14 protein-coding genes and 1 pseudogene are annotated in these 18,864 nt (G+C 71.6%); 9 read left to right on the top strand and 6 right to left on the bottom strand.

Annotated features, from left to right (window positions below):
* Positions 1–3 precede the first annotated feature (3 nt).
* The 7 genes from HD596_RS00915 (at position 4) to HD596_RS00885 (ending at position 10,291) form a co-directional block, all read left to right on the top strand.
* Positions 4–1,131 carry a mandelate racemase/muconate lactonizing enzyme family protein gene (locus HD596_RS00915; RefSeq protein WP_221519119.1) on the top strand — a complete coding sequence of 376 codons (1,128 nt, stop codon included), beginning with the start codon at positions 4–6 and terminating at the stop codon, positions 1,129–1,131.
* A 66-nt stretch (positions 1,132–1,197) separates the two neighbouring features.
* The gene (locus HD596_RS00910; protein WP_185067416.1) at positions 1,198–3,288 is read left to right on the top strand and encodes a hypothetical protein; all 2,091 of its coding nucleotides are present in this window, start codon (positions 1,198–1,200) and stop codon (positions 3,286–3,288) included.
* Positions 3,289–3,388: 100 nt separating this feature from the next.
* A complete protein-coding gene (locus tag HD596_RS00905; RefSeq protein WP_185067415.1) occupies positions 3,389–4,213 on the top strand; it encodes an alpha/beta fold hydrolase in 825 nt (274 codons plus the stop codon).
* 67 nt (positions 4,214–4,280) lie between these two features.
* Positions 4,281–4,886, top strand: a complete 606-nt coding sequence (locus HD596_RS00900; RefSeq protein WP_185067414.1) for an acyl-homoserine-lactone synthase — start codon at positions 4,281–4,283, stop codon at positions 4,884–4,886.
* A 106-nt stretch (positions 4,887–4,992) separates the two neighbouring features.
* Positions 4,993–7,230 carry a glycoside hydrolase domain-containing protein gene (locus HD596_RS64560; RefSeq protein ID WP_185078220.1) on the top strand — a complete coding sequence of 746 codons (2,238 nt, stop codon included), beginning with the start codon at positions 4,993–4,995 and terminating at the stop codon, positions 7,228–7,230.
* The gene (locus tag HD596_RS00890; protein WP_185067413.1) at positions 7,230–8,504 is read left to right on the top strand and encodes a glycosyltransferase; all 1,275 of its coding nucleotides are present in this window, start codon (positions 7,230–7,232) and stop codon (positions 8,502–8,504) included. The genes HD596_RS64560 and HD596_RS00890 overlap by 1 nt, the downstream gene beginning before the upstream one ends.
* Positions 8,505–8,767: 263 nt before the next feature.
* Complete coding sequence (locus HD596_RS00885) at positions 8,768–10,291, top strand: alpha/beta fold hydrolase (protein WP_221519118.1); 1,524 nt, start codon at positions 8,768–8,770, stop codon at positions 10,289–10,291.
* A gap of 45 nt (positions 10,292–10,336) precedes the next feature.
* Here HD596_RS00885 and HD596_RS00880 read toward each other — a convergent pair whose 3' ends face one another.
* Positions 10,337–10,999, bottom strand: a complete 663-nt coding sequence (locus HD596_RS00880; protein ID WP_185067411.1) for a class I SAM-dependent methyltransferase — start codon at positions 10,997–10,999, stop codon at positions 10,337–10,339.
* Positions 11,000–11,255: 256 nt separating this feature from the next.
* Here HD596_RS00880 and HD596_RS00875 point away from each other — a divergent pair, with 256 nt between their 5' ends.
* Entirely contained in the window at positions 11,256–11,552 is a 297-nt protein-coding gene (locus HD596_RS00875) for a hypothetical protein (protein WP_185067410.1), read from the top strand.
* Positions 11,553–11,588: 36 nt separating this feature from the next.
* Here HD596_RS00875 and HD596_RS00870 read toward each other — a convergent pair whose 3' ends face one another.
* Positions 11,589–12,746: a glycerophosphodiester phosphodiesterase gene (locus HD596_RS00870; RefSeq protein ID WP_313042165.1), complete on the bottom strand. Its 1,158-nt coding sequence runs from the start codon at positions 12,744–12,746 to the stop codon at positions 11,589–11,591.
* A gap of 189 nt (positions 12,747–12,935) precedes the next feature.
* Positions 12,936–13,496: an MFS transporter gene (locus HD596_RS00865; protein WP_185067409.1), complete on the bottom strand. Its 561-nt coding sequence runs from the start codon at positions 13,494–13,496 to the stop codon at positions 12,936–12,938.
* A 142-nt stretch (positions 13,497–13,638) separates the two neighbouring features.
* Between HD596_RS00865 and HD596_RS00860 the strand changes: the two genes are divergently transcribed.
* Positions 13,639–15,876 (top strand): Orn/Lys/Arg family decarboxylase, encoded by a 2,238-nt coding sequence (locus HD596_RS00860; protein ID WP_185067408.1) that lies wholly within the window; start codon positions 13,639–13,641, stop codon positions 15,874–15,876.
* A gap of 150 nt (positions 15,877–16,026) precedes the next feature.
* On the opposite strand, the gene HD596_RS00855 is transcribed toward HD596_RS00860, so the two are convergent.
* The 3 genes and pseudogenes from HD596_RS00855 to HD596_RS00850 form a co-directional block, all read right to left on the bottom strand.
* Positions 16,027–17,064, bottom strand: a complete 1,038-nt coding sequence (locus tag HD596_RS00855) for a hypothetical protein (RefSeq protein ID WP_313042163.1) — start codon at positions 17,062–17,064, stop codon at positions 16,027–16,029.
* Positions 17,065–17,247: 183 nt separating this feature from the next.
* Positions 17,248–17,427 (bottom strand): annotated as a pseudogene (locus tag HD596_RS65495) (three-helix bundle dimerization domain-containing protein); the annotation flags it as partial.
* Positions 17,428–17,582: 155 nt separating this feature from the next.
* Positions 17,583–18,791, bottom strand: coding sequence for a metal-dependent hydrolase family protein (locus HD596_RS00850; RefSeq protein ID WP_185067407.1), 1,209 nt, complete (start codon positions 18,789–18,791; stop codon positions 17,583–17,585).
* Positions 18,792–18,864: the final 73 nt, after the last annotated feature.

Raw genomic sequence — 18,864 nt, 5'->3', positions numbered from 1 at the left:
CACGTGAACCGGATAGCACGCGTCGAGACCTTCACCGTGGGCCTGCCCTCGCTGCGCGACTTCGCGGTGGCGGGCGGGTCCGTCGTCCAGGGCGGCCGGCCGGCCGTCAGGGTCCTGGTCAAGATCACCGCCGACGACGGGGCCATCGGGTGGGGCGAGGCCACCCCGATCCCCTCCTGGACGTACGAGACCACCGAGTCCATCGTCTCCACCATCGAGAACTACCTGTCCCCGGCGGCTGTCGGCCGTCCGCTGTGGGACCTGGACGGGCTCTGCCGCGCCTTCGACCGTACGATCAGCAAGGGCTTCTCGATCGGCATGCCGCTGGCGCGCGCCGCGGTCGACGTGGCCTGCCACGACGCCTACGCCCGCAGCCTCGGACTCTCCCTCGGCGAGCTGTGGGGCCGGCGCAGGCGCGACACCATCGAGCTGGCCTGGATCGTGGCCACCGAGTCGGCCGCCGTGGCCGCGGACTCGGTGGCCGAGGGCCGCGCGCTCGGCTACCGCCACGTCAAGGTCAAGGTCGGCCTGCACACCGAGGACGAGGACGTGGCCATCGTGGAGGCCGTGCGCGCCGCCGCCCCCGACGCCGTGCTCTGGGTGGACGCCAACCAGGGCTACACGGCCGCCGCCGCGCTCCGGGTGGCCCGGCGCCTGGCCGGCCTGGACGTGGCCGTCTTCGAGCAGCCGCTGCCGTCCAACGACGTCGCCGGCCTGCGCCGCCTGCGTGACGCCAGTCCCATCCCGGTGGCCGTGGACGAGAGCCTGCGCCATCCGAGCGACCTGGCGACGTTCGTCCGGCTCGACGCCATCGACGTCGCCGTCGCCAAGGTGCAGCGCTGCGGGGGGCTGACCCTGGCCCTGCGCCAGTGCCAGCTCGCCGAGGACTGCGGCCTGGCGATCATGGGTTCGGGCCTCACCGAGTCGGACATCGGGCTGGCCGCCTCGCTCCACCTGTTCGCCGCGTTCGGCGTGGACACGCCGGTCGACCTCAACGGCCGGCAGTTCATCACCAGCCCCTACGCCACGGATCCGGTCATCACGGTCACCGACGGCGTCGCCCACGTGCCCACCGGCCCCGGCCTGGGGATCGGCGTGGACGAGGAGGCGGTCCGCGCGCTCGCGCTCTGAACGGGCCCAGACCATTTCCGGCAAGTAGGAAGCGAACCGGCGAAACGCCCTGTCACCGTTTGGCCCGTGAGCTCGATGGAGCACGTCGAACGGCTGCGCAAGGACGGCGTGCCGTTCCGGAGCTATCTCGACGCCGGGCGGCACCTGGTGCGGCTCGCGCTGCCCGGGGTGCTGGTGCACGTGCCGCTCGCCACGCTGTCCCTGCTGGTGCTGGCGGTGGCGAACGGCGGCTCGGCGGCGGTGGTCAACGGGCGGTTCCAGCTGATCGGGACGTCCGACGGCCCGCTGCTGGTCTGGACGCTCGTGCCGGCGGTGGTCGCGCTCGCCGGGGAGCTGGTGGTGTTCCCGGCGACCGTGATCATCGCCGCCGGTCACCTGGTCGACCGGTGGGTCTCGCCTGTCGAGGCGCTGCGGGCGACGGTGCGGCGGCTGCCGTCCCTGCTGGTCCTGCTCCTCGTGGCCGGGGCCGCCTGGGCCGCGGGAGCCGGCGTGCTGCTGGTGACCCATCAGCATTGGCTGGTCAGGGTGGGGCTGGTGGTGGCCGCGTACGCGGCGATGCCGGGCCTGCTGGCCGTGCCCGCCGTGCTGCTGCACGGATGCTCGGGGCTCGGCTCGATCCGCCGCGCCTACCGGATGACCGAACTGAGTTTCCTGCCGACCGCGCTGACGCTGGCCTTCGGGGTCGTCCTCGTTCCCGGCGTGGTGGCGTGGGCTCTCGGGTCAGGGCCGGGCCTGCTTCCCGGCCCGCTCGCGACCCTCGGATGGGGCCTGGCCTGGACCGTGCTGGCGCTGGCCATCACGCCCTTCCAGGCCGCCGTGGTCGCGCGCCGGTTCCTGCACAGCATGGCCTGGCGCACCGAGGTGGACGACTCGGACCTGGCGCACGGCCTGCCCGGCGGCCCGTCGCCGGACCCGGTGTGGCCCGGCCTCCTTTCCGCGGTGCTGCTGCCCGGACTGCTGTTCGGCGGAGTCGTGCTGGTCAACCCGTTCGGCTGGCCGGAGATCAGCGAGACGAGCGTGACGGAGGTCTTCGCCTCCTCGCGCGTCCGCGAACCGCAGCTGCGCCCCCTCGACCTGCAGGACCTGCACCTCGGCCGCGGCGGGCGCCCGGTCGCGGTGATGGACGGCTTCGAGGACGAATCCAGCCTGCTGGCCTGCGCCGACCCCTCGTGCCGGAAGGCGAGCTTCGCGTGGGCCGAGCCGGACGGCGCCGGCACCCGGTGGCAGACGGGCGCGGCCAGCGCACGGCTGCCCGACGGGCGCCTCCTCCTCACGACCTGGACCACCCGCAGGCTCGAACTGCTCACCTGCGAGGCGGCCCGGTGCGAGCGCAGCAGCGGGGCCGTCGCGACGACGCGCAGTCCGGAGGAGTCGGTGGGGGTGGCGCTGGCCGTACGACAGGGCGGCGGTCCGGTCGTGGCCTATGCCGCAAGCGATCCGGCCGAGGGTGAGCAGCCGGCTCACGACCTCGTCTCCTTCATCTTCTGCGCGGACCCGAGCTGCGCGCGCCCGGAGTCCAGGCAGGTCGCCCGCCTGGAGGCGGCCGGGTACTCGTCCATGGAGCACGACCTGGCCGTCGCCGTCGGCCCCGGGGACCGTCCGGTCGCCGCCCGGTACGACTCCGCCACCGGCCAGATCCAGGTGATCTCCTGCCTGGACCTGGCCTGCCACCAGCCGGTCGTGACCAGCCCCGTGCCCCCCGTCCCGCCCACTACCGACCAGCTCTGGAACGGCGGCCTGGCCATGGCGTTACGCCCCGACGGCCGCCCCGCCATCGCCTACCGGGACCTGCGCGACCAGTCGGCCAAACTGCTCGACTGCCGCACCCCCGACTGCGCGCAGGCCGACGTGCGCACGCTGGGCGCGGGAAGCGAGTTCCAGGCGGCCCCGGTGCTGGCCGTGGACCGGGCGGGGCGCCCGGTGGTGGCGTTCGAGAGCTTCGATCGCCAGCGGCTCATGCTCGCCGTCTGCACCGGCAGCCGCTGCGAGAGCACCCCGGTGTCCAGGAACCGCAACGGCTTCGGCGAACGGCTGGCCATGACCATGAACGCCGAGGGCGACCCGGTGATCGCCTGGATCGACGACTCGCTCGCGCCGTCCGGCCTCGACTGGCACCTGCGCATCACCACCCCGCACAACCTCACCCCGGACCGGTGACGATCGACAGCCGGCCGCATGATTTAGGCACTGTTTGTCGCTTTCATGACCTTGTTCCGGTGGTGCGGATGTCAACGTGAATGAATGGGGGTGCGACGACATGACGAGATGCCGAGCTTCGTACGTCCTGCTCCTGGCGGCCGCGGCCGTCGTGCCGGCGCCCGGCGCGACGGCAGCCCGGCACGGGTCGTGCCCCTCGCCGGGCGCGGCCAGGGCGACGGTCGTGCTGGTGCACGGGGCGTGGGCCGACACCTCCAGCTGGAGCGGGGAGGTGCAGGCGCTGCAGCGGACCGGTCATGCCGTGCGGGCCGTGGCCAACCCGCTGCGCGGCCTGGCCGGGGACGCGCAGACCGTACGGGATTTCCTGCGGACCCTCTCGGGGCCGGTCGTGCTCGTGGGGCACTCCTACGGCGGCTCGGTGATCACGAACGCCGCCGCCGGCGACCCGAATGTCAGGGCGCTGGTGTACGTCAGCGCCGCGGCGCCGGACGTCGGCGAGACCACAGGGCAGCTCAGCGGCTCCGGCTCGGCGCTCGGCGGTGACCCGGCCACCCTTTACGACCGCTCGTCCTACCCCGGCGCGAGCGGCGACGCGGCCGACCTGTACCTGAAGCGGGAGGTGTTCCTCCGCTCCTTCGCCCCCGACCTGCCCCACGAGACGGCCGACCGGCTGTGGGCCTCGCAGCGGGCCGCCTCGACGGTCGCGTTCACGACGCCGTCGAAGGCCGCGGCGTGGAGGAAGATCCCGTCGTGGTACTTCATCGCCACCGGCGACCGGATCATCGTGCCGGCCTCGCAGCGGGCGATGGCCAGGCGGGCGGGCTCGAAGGTCACCGAGTTCCCCGGCGGCTCCCACCTCACGCTCATCTCGCACCCGGACGCCGTCACGCGGGTGATCGAGGACGCGCTCTGCTCCGTGCGCTGAATCCAGAGACCCCGCTCCCGCGAACAACACGGAAAAGGGGATCTTCGATCATTCGCGGAGGGCACTCGTGGGCGATTCACCGGGGGAGAGAGGCGCGCAACGGATCGTGGTCGGCGGAGCGGGCGAGTTGCCGGCGTGGCTGCTCGACGGCATGTTCCGGCTGCGCCACACGGTGTTCTACGAACGCCTGCGCTGGGACGTCGAAAGCCTGAACGGCAGGGAACGCGACTTCTACGACGACTGCGACCCGGTCTACGTGATCGGTTACGCGCAGGACCGCCAGGAGGTCACGGGGTGCTGCCGGCTGCTCCCGACCGTCGGTCCGTACATGCTCCGCGACGTCTTCTCCGAGGCGTTACGCGGCGGCCGGGCCCCATGCGACCCGGCCGTCTGGGAGCTCAGCCGGCTGGCCACGGCGGGCGCCTGGTCCCACAAGGCGACGGTGGGGTTCGGGCCGCTCGCCCGCGCGCTGCTCCGGGAGGCGTTCCGCTGGGTCGACCAGCGGGGTCACACGGTGGTCGCCGTCTCCAGCGTGGCGGTGGAGCGCAGCGTGAACGCCATGGGCGTGCCGACCCGGCGACTCGGCGACGGCGGCGCGACGCGGCTGGGCAGCCTGCTCTGCTCGGCCTACACCACCTCCACCAGGGACTTCCTGGACAAGGTGGGCCAGTGACGTTTCGGCGGTGCCGGGCCGGATCAAATCTTCCTTGACCCGCCACAGGCCGAGAAGTTCATCTCGCCGAAACCCAAAGCGGGATCGCGCCAGATAGAGTCCCGCCATCCTCGACAACGTTGATCCTTTCATCGGCACCTCGGCGACCGACCTGCCCCGGGCACGTGGTCTGGCCGCCACTTGGTGGTGGCCGAAACCGCAGGTGGGCAACACGCACCCGGGGGCCACCTCGCCGCTCGGCATGGTGTCGGCGTGTGCCTACTCCGGCGCGTACCCGACGGGGTACGGGAGGTACACGAAGAACACCGAAGGCGTGCCCGAGGAGATGCTGGAGCGGCTGCAGGCGTCCGGCTTCACCCACTTCCAGCAGTCCGGCACCGGCGCGATCCGCAAGTACTACAACTACGTCCGGGTCACGCCGATGGTGCAGCCGCTGGACGCGCTGGGGGAGGCCTGGCCGCTGCACGACGAGGTGGCGGAGGCGGGCTACTACGCGGCCACCCTGGACACCGGGGTCCGCTGCGAGCTCACCGTGGGCGCCAAGGTCGCCGTGCACCGCTACACCTTCCCGCAGCACAGCAGCGCCCGGGTGGTGATCGACCTGTCCTGCGGCGGCCTGGCCATCGAGCTCGGCCGTACGGTGCCGCTGCGGGCCCAGGTGGAGAGCATGGGGCACGGGCGCACCCAGGGCACGGTCGTGATGGAGGGCGTCCCGCTGTCGGTGGTCGTGGACGTCGACAGCCCGGGCTGGCGGCAGATGCTCTGGTACGACCGGCGGCTCATCGACGGCGGCACGCGCCTCGACTTCGACAGCATCCGGCACACCACGCTGCGCCCCTTCGGCATGCTCTACATGGGGCCGGCCGCGCCGGGGCAGACCATCGAGGTACGGCTGGGCTTCTCGCTGCGCGGGTGCGACCAGGCGCGCGAGAACCTGGAGCGCGAGTGCGGGCAGGGGCAGCCGGCGTTCGACGCGGTACGCGCCAGGACCCGCGCCCGCTGGGCCGATCACCTCGACCGGGTCCAGGTCGAGGGCGGCACGCCGGCCCGCCGGACCGTGTTCGCGACGGCGCTCTACCATGCGCTGATCAAGCCGTGCGTAGCCGACGACGAGAGCCCGTTCTGGCCGACCCCGGGGCCGTTCGCGTTCGACGTGTGCACCATGTGGGACATCTACAAGACCCAGCTGCCGCTGCTCGCGGCCATCGCCCCCGACCGGGCCGCGGACCTGCTGGAGTCGCTGATCCGGGTCTGCGAGGAGGAGGGCAACTTCCCGATCGGCTACCGGATGTCCCGCGGCGCCGACCGGTTCTTCCGCCAGGCCAGCGCGCTCGCGCACACCGCGCTGGCGGACGCCCACGCGCTCGGCTGGGCGGGCCTGGACTGGAACTGGGCGCTCGTCCACATGGTCGACGACCTGCGCCGGATGTACGGCGAGGACTTCTTCGAGCACGGAGTGGTGCACCCGATCACCCACACCCTCGACCTCGCCTACGCCCACCACTGCACGGCGCAGGTCGCCCGGGCGCTGAACGACCGGCATCTGGCCGCCGACCTCGAGGACCGCAGCCGTCACTGGTCCAACGCCTTCGACCCGGGCACGGGGCTGCTGCGCGACTCGGAGTTCTACGAGGGCGGCAAGTGGAACTACTCGTTCAGACTGCTGCACGACATGGCCGCGAGGATCGCCCTGGCGGGCGGCGACGCGGCCTTCATCGGCAAGCTGGACAGGTTCTTCGGCTTCGGTGCCGCACCGGTGACGCAGCCTGGCCGGCGTCCGCGAGCGGCGGAGATGGCGGCCGGCTACGCCCTCAACCGGTTCGAGGGGCTGAACAACGAGCCCGACATGGAGGCGCCGTGGGCCTACCACTACGCGGGCCGGCCCGACCGCACGGCCCAGGTGGTGCACGCGGCGCTGACCTGGCAGTTCGGCACCGGTCCCGGCGGGCTGCCGGGTAACGACGACTCCGGCGGCCTGAGCTCGTGGTACGTCTGGGCGTCGCTGGGGCTGTTCCCGGTTGCCGGGCAGAACCTGTTCCTGGTCAACGCGCCCGCGTTCGAGCGGGCCGTGCTCCGGGCGGGCGGCAACGAGTTCGTCATCGAGACCAGCGGGCTGCGCGAGAGGCCGATCGGCGTCGACGGCATCGATCACGACCCGCCGGCGCAGTACGTACAGTCGGCGACCCTCAACGGCGAGCCCCTGCACGCGACGCACCTGAGCGCCGCCACCGTGCACCGGGGCGGCCGGTTGCACCTGCGGCTGGGGCCGGAGCCGTCGGCGTGGGGCCGGGGGATCCGTCCGCCGTCCCTGTCCGATCCGCCCGCGACACCGGAGGAACCGTGATGACCCACCCCCGCCGCCGTCTCGTCATCGTGGTCAGGGCCGACCCGGTCATCTGCGGCCACTCCGGCGAAGCCCGCAATCTCGCCGAGGTGGCGCTGACCAGGGGATTCGACGATGTACGGCTGCTGACCTGGCCGATCCCGACGCTGCAGGCGGCCGGGCTGCCGCTCAAGCCGCTGGACCGGCTGCTGCCGTACAGCGAGGGGATCACCGTGGAGCGGCCGGAGCCGGTCGGCGACTACCGGGTGCCCGACGGACGCCACCAGGCCGGGCTCACCGGCCGCCTCGTCGAGCTGCTGGCCGAGCCGTTACGCACGACCTGCCTGTCCATGTACCTCGCCCCGCACACCACGGTGGTCGTGGAGGCGGTCGCGGCCGCGCGGGCGGCCGGGTTCGCGCCGGACGTCCACACCATCGCGAAGGCCGTCGGCTCCGACGTGACCAACGTGATCCGCTCGTGCCTGCGGGAAGGCCGGTTCGGCGCGGCGACCGTGCTGTTCACCACCTTCCTGGCCAACGACGAGGTCGTCGCGGTCTCCGAGTACACCCGGGAGGAGATCGTCGCCTCGGCCGAGCAGGTGGACGCCCACTGCGGCACCACGTTCGCCGAGCAGTGCCGGCGCCGCGTCACCGTCAGCTACCCGCCGATAGACTCCGCCGCCTTCCTCGACCTGGACCCGGCCCAGGTGGACGCCGCGCTCGCGCGACGCGGCCTGGAGCGCGACGGCTACATCCTGTTCCTGTCCCGCGTGACCCGGGCCAAGGGGATCCACGACCTGCTGGCCGCCTTCGCCCGGATGCGCTGCCGCTCGCGCGTGAAACTGGCCGTCGTCGGCACCGGCCCGGCGCTGGAGCAGGTACGCGCGGCGGCCGCGGGCGACGACCGGGTGGTCTTCTTCAGCGACGTCGACGACCAGGAGAAGCCGCTGCTCATGCGCGGCTGCGCGGCCTATGTCCTGCCCACCAAGCCCGAGCCCGAGTTCGTGGAGACGTTCGGCATCGCCCTGGCCGAGAAGATGCTCTCCGGCGGCGGGCCGATCGTCACCACCACGACGGGCGGGACCCTCGAGGCGGTCGGCGACACCGCCGTCGTCATCGAACCCGGGGACGTCGCCGGCCTGGTCGCGGCCGTGGACCGGGTGGTCCTCGACATGCCCGCCGCCGAACGGCAGGACCTGGAGATCCGCGCCCGCGCCCGCGCGATGGCCTTCGACCGGGTCGCGGTGTTCGACGGCCTGTTCCCGCAGGGGACGCCTGCCGTGGCTTCCCGCTGATTTTGGACGTGTCTGAATAAGTCCCGAACACGTCCATATGTTTCGTGGTAGGACGTACGAGCGAAACGTAGGGATCGGCTGGATGTTGCGCTCGGCCTGCCCGCGGAACGCGCGCTCGCCGCGCGCCGCCGGGCTACGGGGCCGTCGACGGGGATGATCATTGTCGGCCGCGTGCCGCGCGGGGGCCAGCCGACGACGATTGGAGCAATGTGCGACGAAAGTACTCTGTGCTGGCTGCCGCCTTCGTGGCGTTAGCAGCGCTTTTGCCCGTCTCGCCGGCCGCAGGTGCGGCCACCCGGGACGGAGCCTCGGGGGAGACCACGACAGGCAGCATCGCCTGGGCGCCCTGCGAGGAGGAGCCCACCGCCGAGTGCGGCAAGCTGGCCGTCCCGGTCGACTGGTCCAACCCGAACGGCGAGAAGATCGACCTGGCCATCGCCCGGCGCAAGGCCACGGACCCCGCGGCCCGGATCGGCTCCCTGGTGATCAACCCGGGCGGGCCCGGCGGGTCGGGCGTGGAGTCCGTGTACGGCGCCACCTGGTTCACCGACGAGCTCAAGAAGCACTTCGACATCGTCGGCTTCGACCCCAGAGGCGTGGGCCGCAGCCACCCGGTGATCTGCTCGGCGTCGGTGTACAACCAGATGCCGCACACCGTCATCTCCTCCCAGGCCCAGTTCGACGCCTGGGACGCCTTCACCAAGAAGCTGCACAAGGACTGCCGGGAGCGCACCGGCCCCCTGTACGACCACGTCGACTCGCGCAACGTGGCCCGCGACATGGACGCCCTGCGCGCCGCCCTCGGCGAGGAGAAGCTGACCTACTACGGCATCTCGTACGGGACGCTGATCGGCCAGATGTACGCCGAGATGTTCCCGAACCGGATCCGGGCCCTCGCGCTGGACAGCAACATGGACCACAGCCTCGGCGTCGCCGGCTTCCTCGCCACCGAGGCGGTCGCCGTCGAGGACGCGTTCGACCAGTTCGTGGGCTGGTGCGAGGCCGACGAGAGCTGCGTCCTGCACGGGCGTGACGTCCGCGCGATGTGGAAGGACCTGCTGGCCAAGGCGCGGCGCGGGGAGCTGTACTACCCGGCTGCCCCGGACAGGCCCATGACGGAGCTGCAGGTCATCTACAACGCCGCGCTCGGCACCGAGGGGCCCGACTGGCGCACGCTGAGCGAGGTCATCAACTGGCTGAGCGGCGGCCCCGAGCCGTCGTGGGTGCCGCCGCTGCCCGGCCGGGGGCCCGTCGAGGGCGACGTGGCCGAGCTGCCGACCCGGATCCTGTGCCAGGACTACAACCTCCGGGTGCGGAACTACGCGGAGTACGCGGCTCTCATGAAGGTCTCCAACACCCTGGCGCCCGATGTGCGGTACCACCCGTACCCGTACGACGACCTGCCGATCTGCCTCAACTCGACCCCGACGAACCCGCCGCACCGGCTGAACTACACCGGTGACGCCCCGATCCTGCTCGGGAACTCGCTGCACGATCCCGCCACCCCGTACATGTGGTCCGCCAACGTGGGCCGCCAGCTCGGCTCGAAGGCGACGCTGCTCACCTACGAGGGCTGGGGTCACCGCATCTACGGCAAGGACGAGTGCAGCACGGTGCCGATCGACAACTACCTGATCTCGCTGACCGTGCCGCCGAAGGGCTTCCGCTGCGAGGTGGGCGGCAAGGCCGAGATCATGGCCAAGCGGCAGCCCGGCCGGTTGTGGCCGACCGACCGGCTCAACTGGGGCGGCTCGCTCGTGACCCCGTCCTTCAGGACGGGCGGCTGAACCACCGCTGAGACGCCGCCCACGGGCGGCGTCTCAGCCTTCCCGTCAGGATCGGGGCCGGCGGGCGTGCAGGACGAAGGCCGGGGGCCAGTTGCGCCAGACGGTGCGGCTGGGGATGACCTCCTCGAAGCGGTCCGTCATCAGGTCGCGGAAGCGGCGCGCGGAGCTCAGGGGGACGGCGTGGAGGTAGGTGAAGGCGGTGAAGGCGCTGTACGGCCCGAGGATCGCGGTCGTCGCGTCCATGAGCTGCTGCTGATCGGCCGCGGGGAAGAGGGTCCAGGGCAGGCCGCTCACCACGACGTCGGCGCGCTCGATGCCGCGTTCGTCCAGGAGCCGCCGCAGGTGCTTGGCGTCCTCCTGGATCACCTCGGCGCCCGGATAGCGGTGGCGGAGCAGGTCGGCCAGGCGCGGGTTGAGCTCGATGGCCAGGTGGCGGCCGCGACCGCCGAGCCGGCGCTGGATCTCCGCGGTGAACGGCCCCGTGCCCGGCCCCAGCTCGACCACGACGGGCTGGCCGCTTTCCGGGAGAGGGCAGGAGACCGCACGCGCGAGGTGCCGTGAGCTGGGCGCGACGGCGCCGATCCGCAGCGGGGATCGCAGCCACTGTCCCAGGAACAACGTGAGGTCGTTCGGCGCGAGTCGCGCCGGGGCCGCCTCGGTGTGGTGGCGGTCTGGTTCGCCGGTGGCGCGAGTGGTGCTGGAGGTCATGCTTTCCCTTCGCGGTGTGCGGGTGCGGGTCTCACTGGCTGGCCGACCAGGTCATTGGGGAGCTGTACCCAAATGACATGTCCTGCTTAGTGTGGGGTCGTCCGAGCCAGGGCGCATCCGGGAGTGGGAATCTGGCCTTGTCGGTGTCGTCGGCAAGGATGTCGCTCCAGTCGTCGCGGCCTGTGACCTGCTAATAGACCCTAATGCCGATGCGGCCGAGCCGCGCGCCCGCCGGGCCGGGGAATCACGCCGGCCGGTGCCGCCGCATTTCCGGAGCGCCCTGCCCGCCGCCGGGATCCTCACCTTCCTGTCGTACGCCACCGAGAAGCCGACCCTGGTCCGGACGCTGCCCGGCTTCGGCATGCGCCGCTTCGGGCTGCCGGTGCTGCCGGTGCTGCCGGTGATCGTCGGCGTCATCCTCGGCCCCCGCGCCGAGCTCCAGGGCCGCCGCTCCCCGCAACTGCCCGGCGGCCCCGTCTCCGACACCGTCTACGCGGCCATCCTCGTCCTGCCGGCCTGGCCGTTGCTCAGGCGATGCGTCGGGAGAGGCTGAGGGCCGCCTCCGCACGGAGGCGGCCCCGTCGCTCACCTACTGCCGGCCCTCTTCCGGCAGCCCGTTGTCGAACTCCTGCTGGGGCTGCACCTGCTTGTGCGGCTTGCCCCGCTCGCCCCGCGCCAGGACGGCGGCGTCCGGGTAGTCGGTGACGAACGCGTCCACGCCCAGGTCCAGGTGTGCGCGGTACTCCGCCAGCGCGTCACCGTGGTCGGTCGCGACCTGGCCGCGGCGCAGCTGCAGGGGCAGGTACTGGTTCTCGCTGCGGAAGGTGTACACGCCGATCTTCAGCCCCGCCTTGTGCGCGTCGGAGACCAGCGTCGTCGGGGTGCCCGAGCTGCCGTCCGGGTTGAGCGGGATCGCCGAGGACTTGTCCGGCCCGATCCACTGCGCGTACTGCGCGATCTTCGCCAGGCCCTCGGGCTTCATCATGTCCGCGTACGTCGTCGGGTCTCCGGCCGCGGTCAGGTCGTACGGCTGGCCGGTGGTGCCCAGCGCCTGCCACAGCGGCACGCGCAGGTCCTTGGCCACCCGCTTGAGGCTGGACGGCTCGAACGACTGCACCACCACCGGGCCGCCCGGCCGGTTGAGGCCGTTGCGCTTGACGGTCTCGATCAGCGGCTCCTCCAGCGGCAGCCCGATCGACCTGAAGTACGTCGGGTGCTTGGTCTCGGGGAAGACGCCGACCTGCTTGCCGTACTGGCGGGAGAGCCGCTTGGCCAGGTCGAGCACCTCCTGGAAGGTGAGCACCTGGTAGTAGCCGTTGTAGACGGTGTTGCGCTGGCGGATCGCGGGCAGCCGCTCGACCGCGCGCAGCGTCTTCAGCTCGGCCAGCGTGAAGTCCTCGGTGAACCATCCGGTCACGTTGCGCCCGTCGACGACCTTGGTGGTCCTGCGCGCGGCGAACTCGGGGTGCAGCGACACGTCGGTGGTGCCGGAGATCTCGTTCTCGTGCCGGACGACCAGCACGTGGTCCTTGGTCGGCACCAGGTCGGGCTCGATCCAGTCGGCGCCCATGGCCACGGCGAGCTCGTAGCCGCCCTGCGTGTGCTCGGGGCGGTGGCCCGCCGCGCCGCGGTGGCCGATGACGACGACCTGGGACCGGTCGGGCGTGGCCTCGGCGGCGGCCGGAGCGGCGCTCGCTCCGGCGAGGGGGGTGATGATGGCGAGCGTGGTGGCCGCGATCTTTCGCACGTGAAACTCCCTGCGGCATCGGCACCGGAGACTCTCACCGGTGATCGCCGCGGCGAATATGGTAAGGACCGAAATGCGATTATGGGCCAATATTGGCGGAATTTCCGGTGACAAGCCCGCCGCCGGCCGGCCGGGTGCCGGTGCTCGCCGACGACGAACGGGTTCCCGGCCCCGGACGATCGAAGCTGGTCAGGGGCGCGCGTACGCGGTCGGGGCCGTGCGGGGCGTGAAGAGCGCGACCAGCGCCAAGGCCACGACGGTCAGCGGCACGTTGATCAGGAAGACCCACCGGAAGGACAGGAATTCGGTGATGACGCCGCCGATCACGGGCCCCGCGATCAGGGCCGGGACGGCGAGCGCCACCGGGATCACCAGCGCCGGCCACCACTCGGTGCCGCGGAAGTGCTCCCGGGCGAGCTCGAAGCCCGCCCGCAGCACGATCGCGGCCGCCAGCCCCTGCCCGGCCCGGCAGCCGACCAGAACGGCGCCGCTGGGAGCGAACGCGGCCGCCGCCGATACCAGGCCGAACCCGCCGAGCCCCAGGAGAAGCATGCTGAGCCGGCCCTTCACGGGGATCAACACCCCTAACAGGGCGGCGGGATAGAGGTGGACCAGCCATACGCCGGCGGCCGAGGTCAGGCCGAGGTCTCTGGAAATCGCCTGCTGGGCCACGTAAAGCGCGGTCCAGTTCGCGGAGAACAGCGCCACGCACAAGCTCAGGGCGACCATCATCTGCCATCGTCCAGTCACCCGCTGCACTTTACTCCCACGCCCTTGACGATCACATGGCGCGATCACTACGTGAAGTTGCCGTTCAACTCCGAACGGTTACTATTGCGTGGGGCTTGGCACGACCTTCCCGGCCCTTCCCCTCTGGACCACGGAGTGCCGCATGGAGCGAACGGTTCTGGCCGCCGTCACCGAACGTCCCGACGCCGACTCGGCACTCGCCGAGCAGCTCCGCCGCGTCTGCGCGGCGATGGACGAGCTCGGGCTCCAGGTGCGCTGGACCCACCGGGCCGAGGACGCCCTGGCGGTGGTCGGGTCCGACGCGTCGCTGTCGGCGGTGCTGGTGGCCTGGGACGCGCCGGGCGCCGAGGAGCTGCTGGGCGCGGTCTCCAGGCGGTTCCGCGGCCTGCCCGTCTTCCTGATGACGCACGAGCAGGAGCTCCCGCTGTGGGTGTACGAGGTCATCCAGGGCTACGTCTTCCCGCTGGAGGACACCCCGCGCTTCATCGCCGGGCGCATCGCCTACGCGGCCGAACAGTACGCCGAGAACATCCTGCCGCCGTTCTTCCGCGCGCTGCGGCGCCTTGAGGATCACCATCGCTACTCCTGGCACACGCCGGCGCACGCCGGAGGCGTGGCGTTCCTCAAGTCGCCGGTGGGGCGGGCGTTCTTCGACTTCTACGGGGAGCGGCTGCTGCGCACCGATCTGTCCATCTCCGTCACCGAGCTGGGGTCGCCGCTCGACCACACCGGCCCGATCGGCGAGGCCGAGCGCAACGCCGCCCGCGTCTTCGGCGCCGACCGCACGTTCTTCGTGGTCAACGGAAACTCCACCGCCAACCGCATCGTCGGTCACCACGCGATCGCCCGCGATGACACCGTCCTGGTCGACCGCAACTGCCACAAGTCGGTCCAGCACGCGCTGGCCATCAGCGGGGCCCGCCCGGTCTACCTCGTGCCCGAACGCAACGGGCTCGGGCTGGCGGGCCCGATCCCGCCCGCCGCGCTGCAGGCGGACGCGGTCCGGGCGCTGGTGGCCGCCCACCCCCTGGCCGCCGGGGCGCCGGCGTACGCGGTGATCACCAACTCCACGTACGACGGGGTGTGCTACGACGCGGTGCGGGTCGGCGAGCTGCTGGGCGCCAGCGTGCCGCGGCTGCACTTCGACGAGGCGTGGTTCGCCTACGCCCGGTTCAACCCGCTCTATACCGGCCGGTACGGCATGGCGATCGACGAGCGCACGCTGCCCGGCCCCGGCCGTCCCACCGTATTCGCCACCCAGTCGACGCACAAGCTGCTGGCCGCGCTGTCGCAGGCGGCGATGCTGCACGTCCGTCCCGCGGGGCGGGCGCCGGTCGACTACGACGCGTTCAACGAAACGTACCTCATGCACGCCTCCACCTCGCCGCTCTACCCCATGATCGCCTCGCTGGACGTGGCGGCGGCGATGATGGACGGCCCGTCGGGGCCGTTCCTCACCGGGGAGGCGATCGTCGAGGCGGTCCGGTTCCGGCAGGCGATGGTACGGCTGGCCGCGCGCATCCGCGAGGACGGCCGGCGGCCCGACTGGTTCTTCGGCGTCTGGCAGCCCCGTACGGTCACCGACCCGCGCACCGGCCGGACCGTCCCGTTCGCCGAGGCCGACCTGGCGCTGCTGTGCGCCGAGCCCCGGTGCTGGACCCTGGAGGCGGGGGCGGCGTGGCACGGCTTCGACGGGATGTCCGAGGGCTACGGCCTGCTCGACCCGGTCAAGGTCACGATCACCTGCCCGGGGGCCGACGCCGCCGCCGGCACGCTCGACTGGGGCATCCCGGCCCGCATCGTGGCCGCCTACCTGCAGCGCCGCGGCATCGTGGTGGAGAAGACCGGCGACCACACGCTGCTGGTGCTGTTCTCCATGGGGATCACCAAGGGCAAGTGGGGCACCCTGATCGACGCGCTCACCGACTTCAAGAACGCCTACGACGACGATCTGTCCCTGGCGGAAGTGCTGCCCGGCTTCGGGCCGCCCGCGGTCTCGCTGCGCAAGTTCTGCACCCTGGTCCACGAGAAACTGCGTGACTCGGAGCTCGGGAAGCTGCTCGACCAGGTCTTCACCACCCTGCCGGAGCCGGTGTCCACCCCCGCCGACTGCTACCAGGCCATGATCCGGGCCCGCACCGAACGCGTCCGGCTGGCCGACCTGCCGGGCCGGGTCGCCGCGGCCACGGTGGTGGTCACCCCGCCCGGCATCCCCATGCTGATGCCCGGCGAGGCGACCGGTCCGGCCGACGGGCCGCTGATGACCTACTTGCGAGCTCTGGAAGACTTCGACCGGGCCTTCCCCGACCTGGCCACCGACATCCACGGCGCCCACCGCGACGGCGACGGCCGCTACTGGGTGGAGGTCGTCAAGACCTGAGCCCGGCTTCCGTGCTTGCCCGCGCCTGCCTGGCCGAGCTCAGTGCCATTGTCCTGGCCTTTCATGCGCTGCCCGAGGAGGAGCGCACGCTGGAGTCGGTGCGGGGGCTGGGACGCCGGGCGTTCGACGCCCCGCAGGGGCGGACGGGCTCTAGCCGTACGACTTGGCGACGCCGTCGAGCAGGTGCTCAAGCGTGTCGTACGAAGGGATGTCGACCACGTCGATGAGGTCCTTCGGGACGGGCACCTGGTGATCCGCGGCGACCTTGGCGAACCGGGTGGCGTCGCCCGAGCGGAGCCCGTGTTCGGCGGCGAGCCCCTGCAGCTCCGGGTCGGTGCTCAGCAGGCGTCCGATCCGGTCGCCGGACGGGGTGAGCGGCACCAGCGTGTGCTGGGACAGCACGGTCGGCGACGGGTACATCAGCACCATCCCCGGCTTGAGCCGGCCCCGCGCGGCGGCGTCCACGTACTGCGCCTCGTAGATCCAGACCATCGGGGTCGGGCCCATGCCCACCGTGAGGTATTCGTTGAACGGGCCCTCGGAGGTGTTGTCGGTGTAGCCCTGGCTGGTGAAGAGCCGGGTCATCAGGGGCAGCACGCTCTTCTCGGCGGTGGTGCCGTGCACGACCGCGTTGCCGTTCGCGACATAGCTGGCCGTCGCCAGGTACATGGCCGCGGAATTCGACGTGCGCGGGTCCGTCGTGGAGACCAGGACGTTCTTGTCGACGGGGTAGGCGGAGTTACGCGAGAGCTGGGCCCACTTCGTGCCCGACGTGACGAGCCCGAGATAGCGGTCGACGCTGAAGGTCGGGACGGGCCCCTTTTTCACCACGCCCGCCTTGGCCAGCACGTCCACGATCGGCTGGAACGTCGCGATCGCCATCGGCGAGGAGAACGGCGTGTATTTCGTGTTGACGTGCCGCGCGCGCTGGATCGACTCGCCCGCGGGCGCGCTCGACGGGAACGCGAAGTCGTACCGGTCGAGGTTGATCGAGGTGGCGATCTGGCGCGAGCCCGCCGATTCGACCTCGACCTTCACGCCCTGGCCGGCGAGGGCCTGCCGCACGCGCGGATCCTCGAAGAACGCCTTCTTCTCGGAGCCGATCACGCCGCGCACGATCGTGAGCGGGGGAGGGGGCGGCGGGTCGTCCTGGCTGACGTTCACCACCACGACGACGGCGGCGGTCACCACGACCGCCGCCGCGACGAGTGAAAGAAATCCCTTACTGCGAATGAAGGAGGACGGCTGCGGAGATGGCCGGTCGTTTTCCGGGGAGTGAATTTCCGGTGAATCGGGAACATCGCCGGCCGGCTCCGGAACTTCAATGTCCGCGACCTCTTCGGCCCGCGCCTGCGCCGTCAACTCTCCGTGCGCGATGCGTTCCACCAGAATGGGGACGAAATCCCGGACGGGAAAGCCGTCGAAGCGCTTGCGGGCATCCTCCATAACGGCCCTGACGTGCTCGGCTGAGTGGGTGCCGGCGTAAACCTGAACCAGGTGATCGGTGGCCCGGCTTATCGCCTGCTCTTCACGGAGGGTATCGACGCCCACCAGTATCTCCTCGACCTCATATCTCGCTGCAGACTGCCGTGTCTGCCCGCGCGCCGGGCCAACCTTATAGGGGTTTTCGGTCGAGCGGAGAACCGGTCGATCGGGTTATTGAACGACGTCGGGAAATCGTTTGTTCACTGTCGAACCATTTTTGTTCAATGGGAATTCACGCGCACCTTCCCGTCCTGCATGACGAAGCGCACCCGGCGCAGCGCCTCGATGTCGCGCAGCGGATCCCCGTCGACCGCCACCAGGTCGGCCCGCTTGCCGGGCTCGACGCTGCCCACCTGGTCCTCGATCCCCAGCACCGTCGCCCCGTTGAGGGTGAGCGCGCGCAGCGCGTCGGCCGCCGGCATGCCGTCGCGGACCATGGCGATCGGCTCGTCGGCGTTGTCGCCGTGGCCGCGCATCGGCGGCCCGTAGTAGTCGGACCCCGTGGCGATCGTCAGCCCGGCCTGCCGAGCGAGCTTGAGCGAGGCCGACATGGCCCCCACGACCTCCCGCTGCTTGCGTACGCGCCATTCGGGCAGCCCGTGGCCCCCGTCGGTGGTGCGCTCGAAGAAGGTCTTCAACGCGAACGTCGGCACGTAGAAGATGCCCCGCTCGCGCATCGCGGCGACGCACTCCTCGTCGAGGTAGTAGCCGTGCTCGATCGAGTCCACGCCAGCCAGCACCGCCGCCTTGACGCCCGCCGTGCCCTGCGCGTGCGAGGCCACCCGCCGGCCGAGCCGGTGGGCCTCGTCGCAGATGGCGGCGATCTCCTCGGGGGTGAAGTGCGCGTCCTGCGGGTGGTCGCGCTCGGAGCCGACCCCGCCGGTGGTGCAGATCTTGATGAAGTCGGCGCCCGCCCGCACGGCCTGGCGTACGGCCTGCCGGCACTCCCAGGGCCCGTCGGCGATCAGCGTGTCGGGCTGGCGGCGTACCTCCTCCAGAGGCAGGTGGTGGGTGTCGGCGTGGCCGCCGGTCTGGCAGATCGCGGGCCCCGCCGCGAAGATGCGCGGGCCGGGGATCGTCCCGTCGGCCACCAGTGGCCGGAGCGTGAGCGCGATGGCGCTGCCGCAGTCGCGTACGGTGGTGAACCCGGCCGCGAGCAGCCGCTCGCAGTCCTTGGCCGCGCGTACGGCCAGCGTCTCGCGGTCGGGCATGCGCCCCTCGTCATAGGAGCGCAAGCCGGTCAGGTGCACGTGCACGTCGAAGAACCCGGGCAGCAGGGACACGTCGCCGAGGTCAAGCGTCGTGTCACCGTCGAGATCGGGGCCGACGGCCACGATCGAGCCCTCACGCACCGCCACGCCGGCGCCTTCGCGCATGACTCCGCTCGCCACATCCAGAACGCGGGCTGCCCGCACCACAGTGATGGTCATGGTGCCGATGGTGGGAGCGGGCCCACCAGTCCCGCCTCCTCCAAATGGCCGCGAAGACCGGCCGGTTGGCCGC

The sequence above is a fragment of the Nonomuraea jabiensis genome, from assembly GCF_014204795.1.
Taxonomy (GTDB): Bacteria; Actinomycetota; Actinomycetes; order Streptosporangiales; family Streptosporangiaceae; genus Nonomuraea; species Nonomuraea jabiensis.
Note: the sequence above shows the minus strand (reverse complement) of the source record. Positions and strands in the feature narration are given on the sequence as shown.